Source organism: Porticoccus sp. GXU_MW_L64 (genome assembly GCF_052983295.1).
This window is the reverse complement of the sequence record NZ_JBRKJK010000008.1, coordinates 157,267-176,718: the sequence shown is the minus strand read 5'-3', so window position 1 is coordinate 176,718 and position 19,452 is coordinate 157,267. Positions and strand designations below refer to the sequence as shown.

At 54.2% G+C, this 19,452-nt stretch carries 18 protein-coding genes; 2 read left to right on the top strand and 16 right to left on the bottom strand.

The window, feature by feature from the left end; all coding sequences use genetic code 11:
- Positions 1-138 precede the first annotated feature (138 nt).
- The 13 genes from ACVBEJ_RS08490 to murJ all read right to left on the bottom strand — a co-directional run bounded on the left by ACVBEJ_RS08490 (position 139) and on the right by murJ (position 14,897).
- Positions 139-549, bottom strand: coding sequence for a type IV pilin protein (locus ACVBEJ_RS08490; RefSeq protein ID WP_447129190.1), 411 nt, complete (start codon positions 547-549; stop codon positions 139-141).
- A gap of 5 nt (positions 550-554) precedes the next feature.
- Positions 555-875 (bottom strand): PilY2 family type 4a fimbrial biogenesis protein, encoded by a 321-nt coding sequence (locus tag ACVBEJ_RS08485; protein WP_447129189.1) that lies wholly within the window; start codon positions 873-875, stop codon positions 555-557.
- Between the two features lie 18 nt (positions 876-893).
- Positions 894-4,310 (bottom strand): pilus assembly protein, encoded by a 3,417-nt coding sequence (locus tag ACVBEJ_RS08480; protein WP_447129188.1) that lies wholly within the window; start codon positions 4,308-4,310, stop codon positions 894-896.
- A 22-nt stretch (positions 4,311-4,332) separates the two neighbouring features.
- Positions 4,333-4,950 carry a pilus assembly PilX family protein gene (locus ACVBEJ_RS08475; protein WP_447129187.1) on the bottom strand — a complete coding sequence of 206 codons (618 nt, stop codon included), beginning with the start codon at positions 4,948-4,950 and terminating at the stop codon, positions 4,333-4,335.
- A gap of 15 nt (positions 4,951-4,965) precedes the next feature.
- Positions 4,966-5,997: a PilW family protein gene (locus tag ACVBEJ_RS08470; RefSeq protein WP_447129186.1), complete on the bottom strand. Its 1,032-nt coding sequence runs from the start codon at positions 5,995-5,997 to the stop codon at positions 4,966-4,968.
- The gene (gene pilV / locus ACVBEJ_RS08465; protein ID WP_447129185.1) at positions 5,994-6,569 is read right to left on the bottom strand and encodes a type IV pilus modification protein PilV; all 576 of its coding nucleotides are present in this window, start codon (positions 6,567-6,569) and stop codon (positions 5,994-5,996) included. Before pilV ends, ACVBEJ_RS08470 begins: the two co-directional genes overlap by 4 nt.
- On the bottom strand, positions 6,569-7,078 hold the full coding sequence (locus tag ACVBEJ_RS08460; RefSeq protein ID WP_447129184.1) for a GspH/FimT family pseudopilin: 510 nt from the start codon (positions 7,076-7,078) through the stop codon (positions 6,569-6,571). Before ACVBEJ_RS08460 ends, pilV begins: the two co-directional genes overlap by 1 nt.
- A 289-nt stretch (positions 7,079-7,367) precedes the next feature.
- A complete protein-coding gene (ispH, locus tag ACVBEJ_RS08455; RefSeq protein WP_447129183.1) occupies positions 7,368-8,309 on the bottom strand; it encodes a 4-hydroxy-3-methylbut-2-enyl diphosphate reductase in 942 nt (313 codons plus the stop codon).
- Entirely contained in the window at positions 8,306-8,743 is a 438-nt protein-coding gene (gene fkpB, locus ACVBEJ_RS08450) for an FKBP-type peptidyl-prolyl cis-trans isomerase (RefSeq protein WP_447129182.1), read from the bottom strand. The genes ispH and fkpB overlap by 4 nt, the downstream gene beginning before the upstream one ends.
- A complete protein-coding gene (lspA, locus tag ACVBEJ_RS08445; protein WP_447129181.1) occupies positions 8,736-9,230 on the bottom strand; it encodes a signal peptidase II in 495 nt (164 codons plus the stop codon). Before lspA ends, fkpB begins: the two co-directional genes overlap by 8 nt.
- A gap of 115 nt (positions 9,231-9,345) precedes the next feature.
- On the bottom strand, positions 9,346-12,153 hold the full coding sequence (gene ileS, locus ACVBEJ_RS08440; protein ID WP_447129180.1) for an isoleucine--tRNA ligase: 2,808 nt from the start codon (positions 12,151-12,153) through the stop codon (positions 9,346-9,348).
- Positions 12,154-12,237: 84 nt separating this feature from the next.
- Positions 12,238-13,200 carry a bifunctional riboflavin kinase/FAD synthetase gene (gene ribF, locus ACVBEJ_RS08435; RefSeq protein ID WP_447129179.1) on the bottom strand — a complete coding sequence of 321 codons (963 nt, stop codon included), beginning with the start codon at positions 13,198-13,200 and terminating at the stop codon, positions 12,238-12,240.
- A gap of 86 nt (positions 13,201-13,286) precedes the next feature.
- Positions 13,287-14,897: a murein biosynthesis integral membrane protein MurJ gene (murJ, locus tag ACVBEJ_RS08430; RefSeq protein WP_447129178.1), complete on the bottom strand. Its 1,611-nt coding sequence runs from the start codon at positions 14,895-14,897 to the stop codon at positions 13,287-13,289.
- A gap of 434 nt (positions 14,898-15,331) precedes the next feature.
- Here murJ and rpsT point away from each other — a divergent pair, with 434 nt between their 5' ends.
- Entirely contained in the window at positions 15,332-15,601 is a 270-nt protein-coding gene (gene rpsT / locus ACVBEJ_RS08425; protein ID WP_447129177.1) for a 30S ribosomal protein S20, read from the top strand.
- 188 nt (positions 15,602-15,789) lie between these two features.
- Here the strand turns inward: rpsT and murA are convergent, their stop codons facing one another.
- From murA to ACVBEJ_RS08410, 3 genes are read right to left on the bottom strand one after another with little or no spacing between them, the layout of a single operon-like run.
- Positions 15,790-17,049: a UDP-N-acetylglucosamine 1-carboxyvinyltransferase gene (gene murA, locus ACVBEJ_RS08420; protein WP_447129176.1), complete on the bottom strand. Its 1,260-nt coding sequence runs from the start codon at positions 17,047-17,049 to the stop codon at positions 15,790-15,792.
- Positions 17,050-17,083: 34 nt separating this feature from the next.
- On the bottom strand, positions 17,084-17,317 hold the full coding sequence (locus tag ACVBEJ_RS08415; RefSeq protein ID WP_447129175.1) for a BolA family protein: 234 nt from the start codon (positions 17,315-17,317) through the stop codon (positions 17,084-17,086).
- 7 nt (positions 17,318-17,324) lie between these two features.
- Positions 17,325-17,918: an MlaC/ttg2D family ABC transporter substrate-binding protein gene (locus ACVBEJ_RS08410; protein ID WP_447129174.1), complete on the bottom strand. Its 594-nt coding sequence runs from the start codon at positions 17,916-17,918 to the stop codon at positions 17,325-17,327.
- A gap of 252 nt (positions 17,919-18,170) precedes the next feature.
- On the opposite strand from ACVBEJ_RS08410, the gene ACVBEJ_RS08405 reads away from it, so the two are divergent.
- Positions 18,171-19,160: a calcium/sodium antiporter gene (locus ACVBEJ_RS08405; protein WP_447129173.1), complete on the top strand. Its 990-nt coding sequence runs from the start codon at positions 18,171-18,173 to the stop codon at positions 19,158-19,160.
- Positions 19,161-19,452 lie beyond the last annotated feature (292 nt).

Here is a 19,452-nt window from a genome sequence, read left to right as displayed (position 1 = left end):
CTGTTCAACCCCAAATCAGCAACCACTCCTCCAGTCAGATATTAGATTCCTTGTATTTTTAAATTCCAAATTTAAAAATACAAGGAAGATTGGAATTCAGATCGCAGAACAAATGACAACAGAGGCTTAAACAGCAGATCAATTCCAGCAATCTGGATCGTTCGTATCACTGCCCCGCAGATTGGTATTGGTCAAAGTCAGGTTGCCGCAATCCGGGTCATCAATAACCGGGGTCGCGGTCAACGTGAAGGTTGTATTGGTGCTGGCGGTAATTCGAACATTGTAAAATTCTTCTTCACTTTGAGGATTTTCATTGGGGTAACCCAGCTGCACCAAAGTTCCGTAGCGAACATTTTGTGTGAAATAGCGTTCCTGAGCTGATGCAATTTCCATCAAAAAACCCTTACCCTCGGCGCGCCGGGCTTTTCGCGTTTGATCCTGATAAGAAGAATAGGCAATAGACGCCAAAATACCAACAATAGCCACCACGATAACAATCTCTATCAAGGTAAAGCCACTCTGGATCCGTTTGTTTGAATGACACTTCATAGCGATTACCTGCGGGGTCTGCGAGATTCTTCGTTGTTGGTATCTTCCACTAGCGGGCCAGCAAGCATCCTCAACGTCACAAAATTCTTGTTGTTTCTTCGCTCCGTTTCATAGCGGACATACATGCCGGTTTTTATTGCAAACAAAGTTTCCGGCTTATTATCCACACCACGCACGTCGACATTTATTGGCAGCTTGTAATAGCTATCATCGATCACTATTTCAAGGTTTTTATAATCAATTCTGTCAACCCTGCCATGGGTTTCTGCCTGTGCACTCATAGAGAATGCAACCAGTACCAACAAAAAATATTTAACCATTTTCATGCTATCACCTTGCAACTGTTATCTGGTCAGATTCGTCCAGGATGTACGGCTGGAGGTATTATCACCAAAGCCAATATTGCTTTCGTCAACACCCCGGCTGGTATTTACATAGCGGGTGGCATCGCGGCCTGAATCCGCATCTCTGTTGGAAACAAAGGTCGGTGCAGTGGGCACACCCGTTGATTCAATACCGGAATACACACCGTTGTTATTGGGTATATCAATTACCTGGAATCGGGGCTGACCACCGGTGAGCAAATCCACATTCATCAAGAAACCGGTACCACCAAAGGCGCACTGGGCACCCTCGGGTATCAGGGTATTGAAGAAAACGATGGGGCCGAGAATCGCCGGGTCCACCACATTGCGTTCAGCAACACTTCCCGGGGTGGGCAAGTTGATAAACCAACCCAATTCGTCAGCTGCCTGCAAATTATAGTTGACCGTATTGGTAGTGTTGGTGCGCACAACCGTACCATCGTCCAATGTGGTATCAGTAATGGTTTGCTGCACCAGATTACTTCTGTTCAGGTTCCCTACTCCGGCATCCCAAACCCCATAAAAGGTTTGCACATCGGAACTGGAAATATCGGAATCCGTCAGATATTGGCCAGTACCAAAGGTCACAAGCAGGTTGGGTGACGTGGCCCGCAAACTGCGAAGCGGGTGTGCATCCACCGACGGCTTGGAAGTAATTGGCTGGGAATCCCCTGCCACAAAGAATGGTGTATAAACCGGTGCACTGCCATAAGCGCTGCCCCAGGCATCTGAGTCACTTGATGAAATATCAAAGGCCCACATATTGCCCAGTACGTCACCGGCGTAAATGCGATCAACAGTGCCGTCATTATCCAGGTCGAGCACTTCCGGAGTGGACATACCATTGTTGTCTATTGCGGTATCTGGATCGTTATCACCCACTCCGGTATCCAGTTTGATATGGGTACCATCGTCCAGGTAGAGAATAAAAATCTGTGCCGTGCCACTGCCGGTATTGTTATAGCCATTGCCAAAAATTGCCGCCCAACGGCCATTATTCATAAGCGCAATGGTGATCTGACTGTAGGTAAAGCCCAGGTCGGCATCGTCACCGCTGTCCAGTTCGGCAACAACAATGTTGTCGGCATTGCTCTCTGCATTGGCAAGGGCGCCAGGACTGGTTACGTCAAGAACATACACCCCCTGCCCCCCTGCGCGAGCCCCGCCAGCCAGGTAGGTGCGCCAGTTGCCATTCACAAACACATCCTGCGCGGTGGGTGTCAGGTCCACATAGCTGCGGTGCGCGTAGTCGTCATCCGCCAAATAGTGCAGCCCTTGACGGGCGCTGCTGCTGGAAAATAAAAACTCGGGAAGGTAGGCGAATACTTCCGCACCGCTGTTGGCATCGAAGCCATGCAACATGCCGTCGTTGGCGCCCACATAAATCATTTGCCGGCGACTGCTGTTGTTGCCTACAAAATCGGAGTAGGGGTTGTTGCTACCGGCAATATCATCCGGATAGCGAGCGTTTGGTGTGCCCACAAAAACCGGGGCGGAGTGAACAATATCTCCCAGACGGCTTCCCAGGCGATTGCGGAACTGGCGAATGTCGTCGGTTTGTTGCTGCTCTTGCGAAAAGTCGCCGCGCAGGTAATTCAACAAATCCAGGCCGAAGGCAGATTCTTCCGTCGGGTCAGTAATACCAAAGGTCAAATCCGACACCTGCGCCGCAGACAGCTCGGTATTGGTGGGCGAGTTATGATCTGCTGGCCAGCGGAAAGCAACGCCCTGGGTGCCGTTATAAGTAATAATTTCCCGGCCATTTGCGGTGGTGGCAGCGCTGTTTAATCCAGCGGCCGCACTCCATTGCGCGGCACCAATACCCGCACTGGTTACGGACAGCGCACGAATATCGCCAGACCAACCGGCGGGGTTAAATTCCGCACGAAACAGCAAGGCGCCGTTATCCAGGCTGGTGGAGTTAAAGGACACCGAGGCCGCCGAAGACACCCGGCTTTGAATATCGCTCAGCGCGTCATTAAAGGAATCGATCAGTTCCTGGGGGTCTGCGGCACTTAAAAATTCGCCACGGCCGTTCCATGCCGCATGGCGCATATCGTCCGTGGTGGTATTGGCGTTTGCTGTTGGCTGAGGCCAGGTAAATTCTGCTGCCGCATCAGTCGGGTTGGCAGCTACAGTACCATTTACACCAAAGGCCACTGTGTAAGTCACCATATGCTGGGCCGGGTTAGGGTCAATGGTCGACGTTGTTAATTCGTCCGCAAGGCTGGGGGCAAGGTCTCGTTCATAAAAGTCCATTGCCACATCAGCCAGAGTATTGCTGAATGCATCGGCGTAAGAGCCACCGTCAAAGGCGGTATTGCCTGCGCCCGGACCATCTGTATTACCTACGGAGGGACTGCCACCGTTCCAAAAACCATCAGACAGCAACACGGTAAAGTTTTTCTGGCAGGCACCACCATTTGCATCGGTAAAGATAGGGGTGTCAGACAGAGTCTCGCTATCGGCGGGCGGAGTCGCACCAAACAAAGTATTGACGCCCGTGGTTACACCCTCCTCAAAATAATTACCGGCTCGCTCCAATGCCAGACGCAACGGTGTACCACCGGAAGAATTAATATTAAACAGGCTGTCTGCAAGGTTGTCTTTGTTGGTATTGGCGGTTGAATCTACCGGCAGGGTAATGTTGTCTACATCACGAATGGGTGTGCCTACCGTATTATTGTTATGAAGAGTGGCCAAACCCATTCTGGCAGTAGATTGATCAATAACTTCTGAAAGCGCTCGCTTCGCCACATATTCTCTTTTGCGATAATAGCTGTACCAGTTGGCGTAGTTTTGCTGTGCATCTGCACCCAGATCGTCAGCGACCACAACACAGCCCGCAGTAGCTGCACAGGCGGCGAGGACGTCTGCACTGCCGTCATTAAACGCCGCATCCAGGTCCGGGCATTCACCTTCAGCATACACATTATTATTGTCGGCATCATTCCACACAAAGTAGACATGACTACTGACATCATCAGTGTCATCATTATCGTATGGGTTATTTAAAGCTGTTGCTAACGTTCTGTCAGAATAAGCCACATCGTCTTCATCCAGCCCGATCCAGGGTGTATAGGTGCGGGATGGGTCGTAGGCCATAACGTTATAGCCTGCGCACAGCTCATAATCATCGATATTGTTGTCAGGTGAGAAGTCGAGATTACCACTGTTCCGAGTTGTTGGGTGATCCACCAGTGCTCCGGCGGACTTTAAAATTTCCCAGTCCATACTGCCGGAGTCGTCCATCACAAACAGAATGTTTGGCTGCACATTCGTGCCGATAAACAGAGGATCCTGCGACAGGGTACCGGGAGCAGCCATTACTGCAACCGGTTGCAAAACCATGGCAACACTGGCTGCAAGTGCTGTTATTTTCTTTGCTTTTTTCATCATGTCATACCTCACAGCAGGTTTATCCATTGCTGTCTGTAATTCGAATTGTCTGATACGTAGTTTGAAGAATGGAGTAGGCATTGGGGTCTACTCCCCAACCAATGGCCGTAATGCGGAACCTGTAGCGAAAATTAACAGGTCGGTTTTGCTGTGATGCCACACGGATTTGGCGTGAATTGCCACTTTCGTTATCACCCAGGGCTGATTCTTCTGACCAGCCGACATACTCGATAACGTAGCGCGGGTCCTGGGAGGTCACATCGTCGGTCAAACCCGGAACGGCAATGCCGCTACCTGTGTTCCACAACGAAACATCTGAAAAGTCCCAAATCGCAGCGGGGTTATCTCTTTGTGTTCCTTCAAGCACCAGCATAAAAAAGTTTCTGCCACGGTTTCCGTCCTGGGAAAAAGTTTGCAGTGCAGGCCGGGATGTAATGGTATCTGCGATATAAGATTCAGCCGCTCGCAAGGCGTGTTCTGCGGCGTTTTCTGCCAATTGCTGTTGCTGTAAATTAAATGCCATTCGTTGTTGTATGGTGGAATTGGAGACTGAGGTAACGCCAATAACCGACATCACCAGCAGCACAACCAGGCAAACAATCAGAGCAGCACCGCCTTGTTTGGTTGGTAAATTCATATCCAGCTCCCGCCTTTAAAGAACACCGTTGCGCAGTGCAACAACATGGGTGACATTTTTGCGAACCAATCCATCACCACCCCCGGCCACACCATCCTGGCGGCTAAACGCCCGGTCGACGGAGTTGATGGTCAAGTTTATCTCGACACTGACCACTTCCTGCCAATCAACCCCTACGCCCGGATCCCGGTATTGCACAGAGTTATCGCTGCGTTCACCAAAACGTACCTGCAGATTCTCTACTCCCTGTAGCAACTCTTGACCGTTGGAGAACAACGCACAGGACTCCGGGTTGGCGTTGCTGCATTCGGTAGTCGCCCCGGCACTGGTCTCAATACTGTAGGCAACACTGGCTCCAGTGGCCGGAAACAGCATTGCCAGACTGTTGCTATTAAATATGTTTTCGTTTTCGATATTGCTGATCCTGCGGCTATCAGGGATGTTGATATTTGAAACATCATTAATCGTGGTAATGGCGTGTTGCAAAACATTGCTACTTTCCGGGTCATTGGTAACCATAAAAACACTGATCCTGGCACAATCGCTAACAATCACCACATCGCCACGTTCTATACCAGAATCTGACAGTTCATCGGCATCTACCGTGACCGAGCTATCATTCGAATTATTTACCCTTACACCTGAGCCTGTGATTGCAGAACGTAAAACCAATACATCACTGCCATTTAATCCATCATTATTGGTACCAAACACAGGCCCATCTTCAAAGTCATACAACCGGCCTGTATTTGTTGAGGTGTCTATAAAATTCTCCAGATTAGGCCGATCGCCACTACCTTGAGGAACAAATTGCGCACACCCCATATACCCCGCCCTTGCTGCCGTCCGGCTAATATGGTCCAGCACATAGCGAATCCCTTCCTGGGTGCGGGCGACACCCTCATTGGCCAGGGAGGTGCGGTGGGAATCTGCGTACAGCCTCACCACGCCAGCCAAAATAATAGCCACCATGCCCACAGAAACCATCAACTCAACCAGTGACAAGCCTTTTGCTGTTTGTGGTGAAAAACGCTGTAAACGGTTCATGGACGCACCTCCATGCGATAACAGGCAAAACCCTGGGGTGGGTCAATAGCGCCACAATCTTCGCGACTGACGTTGATACTGTCGGCACGATCATTACCGTCACCGTCGTTATCTGTGCGCACTTGCCAGATAACAGATACCGTATAAGTTTGCGTGGCGTTATCCCAGGCAATGGCACCCTGCCCTGACGGAATTTGGGTTTCCAGTTCCCGCTCCCATTGAGACTGGTCAAAAACCAATAGAGCAGGGGAGCCACAGGCAGAACTGGCGCAATCGGTACCACCACTGTAGGCAGGTGACGTTGGATTACCTCCGGTATCCGTACCGTCGTAACGACCGCTGCTGGTGCCTGTAGCAGCAACAGGGGCATCGTTAATTCGAATCCGGTCCGCCATGCTTTGCGCCAAAAACGCCGCCTGGGTAGCGAACATACCCCGCTGATTGGCCTTGCTGCCTTCCGCCTGCATACCCAACACCCCCAGCAAGCCGATAGCGAGTACAATCAGGGCAATCAGCGCCTCTATCATGGTGGCGCCGCGACATTGCTGCAGGGTTAACGATCTTTGTTGCATTACGAAGCTCCACCTCTGGTTACGGTCACCCAACCGACGTTATTTACCTGCAAGCGACGAGCGTGCCTGGCGGCACTGGAACCCGTGGGGTCATTGATCTGGAAGGTAACTGACGCATCGGTATCCCCTGTTGAGGAGAAGGTAATAGTGGCACCACCGCTAATGGTGGAAATGGTGGAATTGTCTGACAAGCCATTCCAAACCCGCAGTACGCTGCCGTCGGAATCCTGGCGCACAATCCAGCCCTGATTCCAGTTGCCGGTACAGGCCACCCCATTGGAACTGGCACAAATACTCACATCCTGATTTTTCGACACCGCCTCGCTGCGGGCGTATTGAATGGCTTGTTTCAACGCACTGGTGTGGGCGGTCAGGCGGTTGCTATTGAGGAAGTTGTTCATGGCCGGGACGCCAACGCCCACCAGAATGGCGAGAATCAGCACCGTAATCATCAGCTCAATCAGCGTAAAGCCGGTTTGCCGGGGCGGGTTTTGGGGTAAATTTTTCATGCCGCTACTTTAGTGGATTGACTGTAGAGGCACCCGCACCAACTGACTATTGGTGGCAGTTGCCAGACCGGTAACTCTTGACGATTTGGCAAACAGGATGAGCGGTTGATAAACAGCGACAAGCCATTCAGCAGAAAGTATGAGTTAGGGGCAAATTTAGGCGATTTTGAAGGAAAGCTACGGGCTGCGAGTAGATCCAGCAAGATTGTCATCCTGAGCGCAGCGAAGGATCTCTCTGTTAGCCGCGAACTGTGAGATCCTTCGCTGCGCTCAGGATGAAAGGCCGTATTTACGCTCGGAGCTCTTTGGGGACGGAGAAACGAATATTCTCTGGCTCGCCATTGAGTTCTTCGGGGGCGCTGGCACCCAGTTCGCGCAGGCGGGCGATCACCGCTTCCACCAGCAGCTCTGGCGCACTGGCTCCGGCGGTAATGCCGATACCGGTTTTACCTTGCAGCCAGCCGGGTTGTATATCCTGCTCGCAATCGATCAAGTAGGCGGCGCTGCCACAGCGCTCTGCCAATTCACGCAAACGATTGGAATTGGAGCTGTTTGGCGAGCCCACCACCAGCACCAGGTCGCACTCCAGGGCCAGCTGTTTGACGGCATCCTGGCGGTTTTGGGTGGCGTAGCAAATATCGTCTTTGCGGGGGCCATGAATTTTGGGGAATCTGGCGCGCAGGGCGTCGATCACCTTTGCGGTGTCGTCCATGGACAAGGTGGTCTGGGTGACGTAGGCGAGCATATCCGGGTTGCGCACTTCCAGTGCGGCCACATCTGCCTCATCTTCCACCAGGTAAATATCGCCACCGGCAGAGCGGTCGTACTGGCCAATGGTGCCCTCCACTTCCGGGTGACCGGCGTGGCCAATAAGCACGCATTCACAGCCATCGCGACTGTACTTCATCACCTCCATATGCACTTTGGTGACCAGTGGGCAGGTGGCGTCAAACACTTTCAGGCTGCGACGATCCGCCTCGGTGCGCACCGCTTTGGAGACACCATGGGCGCTGAAAATAACAATCACATCGTCCGGCACCTCATGGAGTTCGTCCACAAACACCACACCGCGTTCGCGCAGGTTATCCACCACGTATTTGTTGTGCACCACTTCGTGACGCACATAGATAGGGGCACCAAATTTGTCCAGGGCGCGCTCGACGATATCAATAGCGCGGTCAACGCCAGCACAAAAACCACGGGGATTGGCTAATTTAATGGCAGCAGTCATGGTGCAGTTACCGACAGAATATGAACATCAAACAGAATGGTACGCCCGGCCAGTGGGTGATTGAAATCCACGGTTACGGTTTTTTCGTCAAAACCCGTGACCACACCGGGCACCTCCACTTTATTGGCGTCCAGAAAGGTCATCACCAGGCCGGTTTCCAGCTGGGTGTCCGCAGCGAAACTGGCGCGACCCACCTGTTGAATATTGTTGGGATTGGGCTGGCCGAAGCCATTTTCCGGCGCCACAGTAAATTGTCTTTTTTCGGCGGCTTTAAGGCCAAACAAGGATTGCTCAAACCCCGGCAACAAACTGCCATCACCCACCGTAAAGGTGGCGGGTTCTGCGTCGAAGTTGGAGTCAACCAGCTGGCCATCGTCCAAACTCAGGGAAAAGTGCAGGGTGACTGTTGTCCCTTCGCCAATGCACTCAGTCATCGGCAGATTCCTTGGTACTTTTGCCAAACAAAGTTTCCCACACCAGCAATACCGCGCCGATGGATATGGCGGAATCGGCGATATTAAATGTGGGGAAGTGGCGGCCCTGCCAGTGAAAATCGAGAAAATCCACCACCTGGCCCAGCACAACCCTGTCGTAAAGGTTGCCCACTGCGCCCCCCAGCACCAGGCCCAGAGCGATGGCCAGCAAACGCTCGGCTCGCTTGAGCTTGCTGATCCAGATAACCAGCGCTACCGATACCGCCGCTGACAAACCGGCAAAAAACCAGCGCTGCCAACCCTCTGCATCGGCGAGAAAGCTGAATGCCGCACCGGGGTTATAGGCCAGGGTGAGATTGAAAAAGAAGGTCACTTCCACCGGGCGATAGAGTTGCAAGTCGGCAACAGCCCAGTGCTTGGTGAGCTGATCGAGAATAACCACCGCCAATGCCAGCAGGTACCAGGGGCGTGCTTGTTTGAAGTTCATTTAACTTCTCTGATTACACGGTGGATTACGCTGCGCTAATCCACCCTACGGTGTGTTGCAAATGGACGTAGGGTGGATTAGCGCAGCGTAATCCACCACCAGAGTCAGGCAAGAGTCAGGCAAATGCTCTGGCCTCACCCTCACCAAAGGCATTTTCCACACAGCGCCCACAAATGGTGGGGTGTTCGCTGTGGCTGCCCACGTCTTCGCGGAAGTGCCAGCAGCGTTCGCATTTTGCGTGGCCGGAGCGGGCCAGCACCACGCCCAAACCGGGCAATTCGCTGGCCGCGATTTCACCGGCTTTTTCCAATGGCTCGACGGTTACCCCGGAGGTAATCAACACAAAACGCAGTTCGTCACCCAGCATTTCCAAAGTGGCCTGCAATCGCGGCTCCGCGTACAAAGTCACCTCGGCTTCCAGGCCGGCTTTGATCACACCGTTATTGCGGCTGGCTTCAATGGCTTTGTTGACGGCTTCTTTTACTGCAATTAACTGCTGCCATTGTTCTGCACTCAGGCGCGCATCTGCCACTTGCGGCAGTTCGTACCACTCTGCCAGCAATACGGATTCATCTCGTTCGCCGGGTAAAAAGCCCCAGATTTCGTCAGCGGTAAAACTCAGAATCGGCGCCACCCAGCGGGTAAAGGCTTCGGCAATATGAAACAGCGCGGTCTGTGCCGAACGCCGCGCCAGGCTGTCGCTTTTGCCGGTGTAAATGCGATCTTTGATGATATCCAGATACACACCGCCCATTTCGTTGACGCAGAAGTTGTGCACTTTCTGGTAAATCAGGTGGAAGTTGTAACTGTCGTAGGCGGCCTTTAGTTCTTCCTGCAATTGCGCAGTCACACTGACCGCCCACTGGTCCAACGCCAGCATATCTTGCGCTTTTACCACATGCTCGGCGGGATCAAAACCGTCGAGATTGGAGAGAAAATAACGGGCAGTGTTGCGAATACGGCGGTAGGAGTCGGAGGTGCGCTTGAGGATTTCGTCGGACACATTCATCTCGGTACTGAAATCCGTGGCCGCCACCCACAGGCGCAGCACATCCGCACCCAGCTCGTTCATCACCTTTTGCGGGGCTACCGTATTGCCCAGAGATTTAGACATTTTGCGGCCGTCCGCATCTACGGTAAAACCGTGGGTCAGTACGGTTTTGTAAGGCGCTACGCCATTCATGGCGATGGAGGTTTTTAAGGATGACTGAAACCAGCCGCGATGTTGGTCAGAGCCTTCCAGATACAAGTCTGCCGGGAATCTCAGGTTGCCCCTGCGGTTAATAACCGCGTTGTGTGTAACACCGGAATCGAACCACACATCCAGGGTATCGGTCACTTTCTGGTAGTTGTCCGCATCGGCACCCAGCAACTCGCTGGCATCCAGGTCGTACCAGGCATCCATACCGTCTTTTTCCACCCGCAGGGCCACTTCTTCAATCAGGCGTGAAGTATCCGGGTGCAAGTCGCCGGTTTCCTTGTGGGCAAAAACGGCGATAGGCACACCCCAGGTGCGCTGGCGGGAAATACACCAGTCCGGGCTGCCATCCAGCATGGAATCGATGCGGGCCTTGCCCCAACCGGGCAGCCACTGAACCTCGTCCGCCGCTTGTTGGCACTGTTCCAACAAGCCTTTTTTATCCATGCTGACAAACCACTGGGGCGTAGCGCGGAAAATCAACGGGGTTTTGGTGCGCCAGCAATGGGGGTAACTGTGCACCAGTTTGCTCTGGGCCAGCAGGCGGCCATTTTCTGCCAGCAAATCCACCACTTTCTGATCAACTTTGTAAACGTGCTCACCGGCAAACAATTCTACTTTGTCGCGAAACAGACCGCTGTCGTCGATGTTGTTGACGGTTTCGATGCCGTATTTTTTCGCCACCACAAAGTCTTCCGCACCGTGGTCCGGGGCGGTGTGTACCGCACCGGTACCGGCATCGGTGGTAACGTGATCGCCGAGAATGACCGGAAGCTGACGCTCATAGAACGGGTGTTGCAGCAATTGGTTCTCCAGGGCTGCACCCTTGCAGCGACCAACAACGGTATGAGCTTCTACGCCCCAGCGAGCCAATACGGATTCCACCAGCGCTTCTGCCAGTAACAGGCGCTGCAGTGTGCCGTTGCGCTCAACCTGCACCAATACGTAGTCGAGTTCGGCGTGCAGAGATACCGCCAGGCTGGAAGGCAATGTCCAGGGGGTGGTGGTCCAGATTACCGCAGCGATTTCGCCTTCACCTTCTGCATTCAGCGCTTTGGCAAACCCCGCCTGATTCACCGCCGGGTAAGCCACATCGATGGAGAACGAGGTCTTGTCCTGATACTCCACCTCTGCTTCCGCCAGGGCAGAGCCACCCACCACACTCCAGTACACCGGCTTGTAGCCTTTGGTGAGGTGGCCATTGGCGATAATCTTGCCCAGGGAGCGAATAATATCCGCCTCGAACGGGTAATCCATGGTCAGGTAGGGGTTGTCCCACTCACCCAGTACGCCGAGGCGGATAAAGTCTTTTTTCTGCCCTTCTACCTGGCGCTGGGCGTATTTGCGGCATTCCTCCCGGAACGCCTTGTGCGGCAGCTTGACCCCGGCCTTGCCTTTTTTGGTTTCCACCTTGTGCTCGATGGGCAGGCCGTGGCAATCCCAGCCGGGGATATAGGGCGCGTCAAAGCCGCTCAGGGTGCGCGACTTGACCACAATGTCCTTGAGAATTTTGTTCACCGCGTGACCGATATGAATATCGCCATTGGCGTAGGGGGGGCCATCGTGAAGGATAAACGGGTCGCGACCGGCGCGGGCTGCGCGGATTTTTTCGTAAATGCCTTTGTGCTGCCACGCCTTCAGCATACCCGGCTCACGCTGGGCCAGGTTTGCCTTCATGGGGAAAGCAGTTTTTGGCAGGTTTAATGTGCTTTTGTAGTCGGTCATAAATCTGAATATATTGTGTTTGTAGGGCGGATTAGGCGCAGCCGTAATCCACCGGATTTTTCATTTATGGTGGATTACGCTGCGCTAATCCACCCTACTTCGAAAATATTCCCTTGCCTGTTCAATATCGTTTGCGATGGCTCCCTGCAATTCCGGCAGCGAGGCAAATTTCATTTCTTCGCGAATTTTGTGGCGGAAGGTTACGATCATTCGCTGGCCGTAAATGTCACCGTTCCAGTTAAACAGGTGCACTTCCAGTATCGGCTTGACGCTTTCTTCCACCGTGGGGCGCACCCCCACATTGGCCACACCGTGCAATTGCAACCCGGCAACCGATACTTCAACGGCAAACACACCACTCAACGGTGCCCGATAGCGGTGCAAGTGCATATTGGCCGTTGGCACCCCCAGTTGGCGGCCCAGCTGCTGGCCGCGAACCACCCGACCGCTGATGCGGTATGGCTTGCCCAACAACGCTGCCACTTCGTCAAAGTTGGCCGCATCCAGTTCCCGACGCACCCGGGTACTGCTGATGCGTTCATTGTTGCGACTGACCGTGCGGGTATCCTGGACCGCAAAGCCCTGTTCACTGCCCACCTGTTGCAACAGGGCAAAATCCCCATCGCGGTCGCAACCAAAGCGAAAATCGTCGCCAATAATCAGGCTGCGTACCTTTAACCCCTGCCACAAAACCTGTTGAACAAATTCCCTGGCCGTGAGGCTGCGGAAGCGAGCGTTAAATTGCAGGCAGCACACCCGGTCAATTCCCTGAGCAAACAGACCGGTGACTTTCTCCCGCAAACGCATCAAGCGCGCCGGCACCTGCTCGCCACCAAACTCACCACCAAAGAACTCCCTCGGCTGGGGCTCAAAAATTACCACCACCGAAGGCAAACCCAGTCGCTTTGATTCTTCCCGCAATTGTTGAAGAATCGCCTGATGCCCCACATGAATACCGTCGAACGAGCCAATAGTCACCACACTGCCATCATCTTTAATTGGCAGGTTGTGAATACCGCGAATAAATTGCTGCGAATGACTAGACACAGGTGGCCTGTCTGACCGTCAAAACCGGCGAGTATAGCAGGCAGAGGACAGGGGACAGAAGACGGAGGACAGAAAAAATCGGCGTTTCAGCCACTTTGCACCTTCAGCTGTTTAAGGCGAACACCACCGGCAAATAAAGCCCCGAGGTAAACAGCCAAACCAGCACCGCAGACAATCAACACATGGTATGCCCGTTGCCACCACAGCCAATCCTGCCAACCGGTAAACCACTGGTTAAAGCCGTACAGGGTAAGCGCCATTACCGCTGTTGCCAGCAACAGCGTAACGGCAAAACGCCCTCGTCCCGGATGGGGTTTGTAAACACCCTGCTTGCGCAGCCCGCGATACAACAAACCGGCATTGAGAATGGCTGACAACGTAGTGGCCAAAGCCAGCCCCACATGGCCTTTGCCACCCTCACCCCAGTAAAATTCCAGGGGGATGGCCAGTGCCAGGTTGAACACCATATTGGTGACCATGGCAATAATGCCAATGCGTACCGGGGTTTTCATGTCTTGCCGTGAGAAGTAACCGGTGGCAAGCACTTTGGTGAGCATGAAAGCCACCAGCCCAAGGGCATAGGCGCGCAGGCTTAACACCGCCATGGCAATATCCCGGGCGTCGAACTTGTCGGATTTGAACAAGGTGGTAATCAGCGGCTCCGCCAGCATAAACAGCGCCACCATAGCGGGAACCGCTATATACAGCACACTGCGCATGGCCCAACCCAGGGTGGCATCAAATTTTTCGCCACTGCCAGCGGTATGCTGCCGCGACAGGCTGGGCAAAATCACCGTGGCAATGGCCACCCCAAACACTCCCAGGGGCAACTCATACAGGCGGTCTGAGTAATACAGCCAGCCCACCGCCCCATCTTGCATAAAGGCCGCCAGCACCTGATCCAGCAGCAGGTTTATCTGGCTGATGGAAACCCCAAAAATAGCCGGGGCCATCAATAGCAGGATTTTCTTGACCCCCGGGTGACGCCAGTCCCACTGTGGTGTCGGCAGCAAATGCAGCCGCATCAGAAACGGCATCTGGAACAGCATTTGCAGCGCCCCCGCCACAAACACCCCCCAGGCCAATGCCAGCTCCGGCACGTCAAAATAAGCCACCCCGATAAAGGCCGCAGCAATCATGCATACATTCAACAGCACCGGCGCAAACGCGGGCACGGCAAAGCGGTCATAGCTGTTGAGAATTCCCCCCAGCATCCCCGCCATGGAGATAAAAAACAGGTAGGGAAAGGTAATGCGCAGCAGTTCGCCCACCAATTCTGCTTTATCGCCATCACCGCTGTACGTAAACCCGTAGGCCAACAGCGACCCCAGCTGCGGCGCAAACACCACCACCAGGATTGTCAGCACCAACACCACTGAACCCAGCGACGCCGCCACCCGGTTCACCAGCTCTTTTACCGCCGCCACACCGCCCTTTTCATGGTATTCGTTCAGCACCGGCACAAACGCCTGGGCAAACGCCCCTTCCGCAAACAGGCGGCGCAGAAAATTGGGAATTTTAAACGCCAGAAAAAAGGAATCTGCACTGCCCCCGGCACCAATAGTCTGGGCAAATACAATATCCCGCACCAACCCCAACACCCGCGACATCATGGTCATGGAGCCGGTAATCAGGCTGGAGCCGAGCAAACTGCGGCGTCTGGTAGTGATTTGTTGTTTTTGTTGTGCAGAATCCATGGAGGGATTGTACGTTGGAGGCGAATATCTACAAGGCGTTTTAACTTGAGTGGCGAGCTGGCATGGGGATTACTTTCTGAAACACGCCGTACTTTCGTTTTCAAAGTAAGCATCCCTGTAGGCTTCTGTGCGACGTCCCTGTCGCACAGAGTTTCAGAAAGCAATCCCCACACCAGCTCTTCATATCTGAATACAGTGCTCCGAAGCTGATGGGCAGAGTGTGGGGGGAATATCCACGACCGTATGCGGCACGGATGCCGTATCCGAGCTTACAGGGACGTATTCACAGCGTGTCGTGGATGTTGCCCCCGCAATCTGCCCCACCACCCAAACCCAAGAAAAGGGCAACAAAACAGAGTTGCACACAACCCGAAAAATCTGTATATTGCCGCGTCCTTGAAACCTGACCCGAATTTTTTAGAGGAGCACACTCAGTGGCTAACTCTCCACAAGCACGCAAGCGCGCACGCCAAAACGACAAGCGTCGCACTCACAATGCAGGCCTGCGCTCCATGGTGCGCACCTACATCAAAAAAGTTTATGCAGCTATTGACGCTGGTGACGCCGCAGCCGCTCAAGAAGCCTACACTGCCGCCGTGCCGGTTATTGACCGCATCGCCGACAAAGGCATCATCCACAAAAACAAGGCCGCTCGTCACAAGAGCCGCCTGAATGCCCAGGTGAAGGCGCTGGCAACTGCCTGAATCTGAGCTTCGCTGAACACAAAAAAAGCGCCTGATCTTGCGATCAGGCGCTTTTTTTGTGTTGACTGGAAGTCGGACGCGAGGTTGACTCACACCATCCATGGTGCCCGGTCCTTCAGACCGCCTTTGGCGCCCAAATTGGCCTTCCTGCCAATTTGTCTTCGCTACGCTCAGGGTGACAGCAGAAACTACCCAATCCGCCGGATATTGGCTCCCAGCTGCTGCATCTTCTCCTCGATGCACTCGTAACCGCGGTCAATGTGGTAAATACGATCCACCAAGGTGGCACCATCCGCCACCAGACCGGCAATCACCAGACTGGCAGAGGCACGCAGGTCAGACGCCATCACCGGCGCGCCTTTCAAACGCTCCACGCCAGTGACCATGGCGGTGTGCCCTTCCAGGGAAATTTTGGCGCCCATACGATTCAATTCGTGGGTTTGAATCAGGCGGTTTTCAAAGATAGTTTCCGTCACCATACCCACCCCTTCGGCCACTGCGTTCATGGCGGTGAACTGGGCCTGCATATCGGTGGGGAAGCCGGGGTATGGCGCGGTTTTCAGGCTTACCGCTTTGGGGCGCTTGCCGTGCATATCCAGCTTGATCCAGTCTTCGCCAGAAGTAACGTCCGCCCCCGCCTCCTCCAGCTTCAGCAATACCGCGTCCAGTGTTGAAGGGTCGGTATCTTTGACGGTGACCGAGCCGCCAGTAGCGGCTGCCGCCACCAGATAAGTGCCGGTTTCAATGCGGTCGGGCATCACGCGAAAGTAGCCGCCGGGCATTTTTTCAACGCCGTTAATGGTAATGGTATCCGTGCCTGCGCCCTGCACATCACCACCCCAGGCGTTGATGCAATTGGCCAGGTCAGTGACTTCCGGCTCGCGGGCGGCGTTTTCTATAATTGTAGTACCGTCCGCCAGGGCCGCAGCCATCATCAGGTTTTCAGTGCCACCCACGGTGACCGTATCCATAAGGATGTGAGCCCCCTTAAGGCGGCCATCGCTGCTGGCCTTGATATAGCCGTCTTCGATTTCCACCTTCGCGCCCATCTGTTCCAGGCCGCGCAGGTGAAGGTCTACCGGACGGCTGCCGATGGCACAACCACCGGGAAAAGACACATTGGCCACCCCGTGACGAGCCAGCATGGGCCCCAGCACCAGAATAGAGGCGCGCATGGTTTTTACCAGTTCATAGGGCGCTGTACGGCTGTGCAGGGAACCGCAGTCAATTTCCAGTTCCAGTTTTTCGTCCACCACCACATTCCCCCCCATACAGCCGAGCAGCTCCACCATGGTGGTGATGTCGTGCAAATGGGGAATATTGCCGATGGTAACGGGGCTTTCGGTCAACAGTGAGGCGGCCAGAATGGGCAGCGCGGAGTTTTTTGCACCGGATATGCGAATGCTGCCTTTCAGCGCCTCGCCACCGGTAATCTGTAGCTTATCCATGGAATGTAAACCTGGGGATGGTTAGGGGGTGTTCTTAGTCCACCGCTTCCGCTTTGGTGAGAGTGGTCATATTAACCGCGTGAACCGTACCATCGGCAATCAGGTCTGCCAGCAAACCGTACACCAATTGCTGACGCTTCAGCGGCCGCAGGCCGTCAAATATATCACCCACAGCGGTAACATTGATATTGCTGCCTTCCCCTTGCACCTGGATTTCACAACCTTCCAGACCGGCCGAGAGCAACTGTTTTATTTGTTCAACGTTCATGTTTTAACTATACCTTGGTAGACCAGTTATCGATGACCTTATCCACATCACCGTCGTGCTTCTGCGCCGCCTGAGTGAACTGGTTGCGGAAGGTTTTACCCAGATTCACACCACCGATCACCACATTGACAATTTTCCACTGGCCCTGCTTGTTGCGGCCCATGCTGTACGCCACCGGATACACTTTATCCTTGCCGTGAATTTCCTGTTTGACGGTCACGCGCTTCTTGCCAGCGCCGCCCGCCGGGGGCAATACCACGATTTTCTCATTGCTGTATGCCAGCAAACCACGGCCATAGGTTTCCACCAGGCCGCGACGGAACACCTGGGCAAAACGGGCGCGCTGCTCGTCGCTGGCGGTTTTGCGATAGCGGCCCATCACATTTCTGGCAATCCACTTGAAGTCGATCACACCGTCGAGGCGATCTTCCAGATAGGTAAAGAATGGCTCGGGGTTCTCGTCCGCCGTATCGCGATACTGCTCCATGCCGGTCAACAGGTCGTCGGTCATGGACTCGATCAAAGAATGGGGCTCGCTGGCCAGCGCAACACCGCTGATCAGCAGGGACAAAACAACCGCTTTCAGTTTAAATACAGACATAACTTATCACTTCCTCAATGGTACAAATCAGCTCTTTGACAGCAAACAAGCCGGTTTTACGCGGCTATTAACCCGGCTGTGCCGCGTTATTAAACGCAACCTGTAAGGTTGCCGGTTTAATAACGGCACTCCAGCACAAAGGCTGACCAAACAACAGCTTATCGCCGACTAACCCGATGCAAAAAAGGCTGACTTAAAAGTGCGCGCACTATACCATTGCAGCCCCTTTTCGCGTAGAGCCTGTTCACACTTATGTCCGAGCTAATTTCATCCACCCCCGCCTGGGTAGCGATTCTATTGGGGCTGGTTGGCCTGGTGTGGGGAGCAGACCGCTTTGTGGCCGGCAGTGCCGCCACCGCCCGCAACATGGGCATGTCACCGCTGGTTATTGGCTTGACCATTGTTTCTATCGGCACCTCGGCACCGGAGATTATCGTCGCCATCAACGCCGCCCTGTCCGGCAGCGGCGAACTGGCGGTGGGCAACGCACTGGGTTCCAACCTCGCCAATATTGGCCTGGTTCTGGGCGTTACCGCCCTGGTAGCCCCACTGCCCACGCAACCGCATCTGATCAAACAGGAAGGGCCAGCGTTGCTGCTGGTCACTCTGGTGGCGGGCATTCTGTTGATGAACAATTACCTGTCGCGGCTGGATGGCATAGTGCTGTTGGGGCTGCTGGTGCCACTGTTGTGGTTCACCCTGAGCAAAAAGCGGGGCGAACTGTCACCGGCTGAAGTAGCGGAGGAACTGGAAGACATTCCCACCCTGAACATGGCTCCGGCCCTGGGTTGGCTATTGCTGGGACTGGCAACACTTTTGCTGGGGTCGGAACTTTTGGTCAACGGCGCCACCCGCACCGCTCAGGCACTGGGGGTAAGTGAGCTGGTGATCGGCCTCACGGTGGTGGCGGTAGGCACCAGTCTGCCAGAACTGGCCACCTCCGTTGTCAGTGCCCTGCGCGGCCACCACGATATTGCCCTGGGCAATATTTTTGGCTCCAACCTGTTCAACCTGCTGGCGGTCATGTCCATGCCGGGCTTGATCGCGCCCCTGGCACTGCAACCGGAGGTGTTCAACCGGGATTTTGCAGCCATGGCGCTGCTCACTGGCCTGCTGTTGGTGGGGGTTATCTGGTCCCTGCGCAAACGCGGCCCAAACCAGGCCAAGCGCAGCGGCCGCCTTGGTCGGCGATTTGGAGCCCTGCTGGTGATACTCTACGGAGCGTACTACACGCTGCTGTAAAGGCGTTATACTAGGGGGCGCTCTCAATTAGTGAGTTATTGCTGTTGTGCCTGAAATGGCGCCAGACAAGGCATGAGGAGAGTAGTTTGGTTACTCCAAATAAACGACGAATAACACAGTATGGCGCCATTTCAGGCGCAACCCGAAGGGCTGGACCCATTTTGTCCCTCAGCGGTGTTGCCATTCGCTCATGTAGAGTGACTACACAGCGCTCATGGCGCCTTGCTGAGAGCCAAAATGGGCTCCAGCAGCAACAGCTCACTAATTGAGAGCGCCCCCTAACCACATTTCA

Excerpts from the sequence above, each read along its gene's own strand:
- ACVBEJ_RS08490 (WP_447129190.1), bottom strand. The coding sequence starts at position 549 with ATGAAGTGTCATTCAAACAAACGGATCCAGAGTGGCTTTACCTTGATA.
- ACVBEJ_RS08485 (WP_447129189.1), bottom strand. The coding sequence starts at position 875 with ATGAAAATGGTTAAATATTTTTTGTTGGTACTGGTTGCATTCTCTATG.
- ACVBEJ_RS08480 (WP_447129188.1), bottom strand. The coding sequence starts at position 4,310 with ATGAAAAAAGCAAAGAAAATAACAGCACTTGCAGCCAGTGTTGCCATG.
- ACVBEJ_RS08475 (WP_447129187.1), bottom strand. The coding sequence starts at position 4,950 with ATGAATTTACCAACCAAACAAGGCGGTGCTGCTCTGATTGTTTGCCTG.
- ACVBEJ_RS08470 (WP_447129186.1), bottom strand. The coding sequence starts at position 5,997 with ATGAACCGTTTACAGCGTTTTTCACCACAAACAGCAAAAGGCTTGTCA.
- pilV (WP_447129185.1), bottom strand. The coding sequence starts at position 6,569 with ATGCAACAAAGATCGTTAACCCTGCAGCAATGTCGCGGCGCCACCATG.
- ACVBEJ_RS08460 (WP_447129184.1), bottom strand. The coding sequence starts at position 7,078 with ATGAAAAATTTACCCCAAAACCCGCCCCGGCAAACCGGCTTTACGCTG.
- ispH (WP_447129183.1), bottom strand. The coding sequence starts at position 8,309 with ATGACTGCTGCCATTAAATTAGCCAATCCCCGTGGTTTTTGTGCTGGC.
- fkpB (WP_447129182.1), bottom strand. The coding sequence starts at position 8,743 with ATGACTGAGTGCATTGGCGAAGGGACAACAGTCACCCTGCACTTTTCC.
- lspA (WP_447129181.1), bottom strand. The coding sequence starts at position 9,230 with ATGAACTTCAAACAAGCACGCCCCTGGTACCTGCTGGCATTGGCGGTG.
- ileS (WP_447129180.1), bottom strand. The coding sequence starts at position 12,153 with ATGACCGACTACAAAAGCACATTAAACCTGCCAAAAACTGCTTTCCCC.
- murJ (WP_447129178.1), bottom strand. The coding sequence starts at position 14,897 with ATGGATTCTGCACAACAAAAACAACAAATCACTACCAGACGCCGCAGT.
- murA (WP_447129176.1), bottom strand. The coding sequence starts at position 17,049 with ATGGATAAGCTACAGATTACCGGTGGCGAGGCGCTGAAAGGCAGCATT.
- ACVBEJ_RS08415 (WP_447129175.1), bottom strand. The coding sequence starts at position 17,317 with ATGAACGTTGAACAAATAAAACAGTTGCTCTCGGCCGGTCTGGAAGGT.
- ACVBEJ_RS08410 (WP_447129174.1), bottom strand. The coding sequence starts at position 17,918 with ATGTCTGTATTTAAACTGAAAGCGGTTGTTTTGTCCCTGCTGATCAGC.
- ACVBEJ_RS08405 (WP_447129173.1), top strand. The coding sequence starts at position 18,171 with ATGTCCGAGCTAATTTCATCCACCCCCGCCTGGGTAGCGATTCTATTG.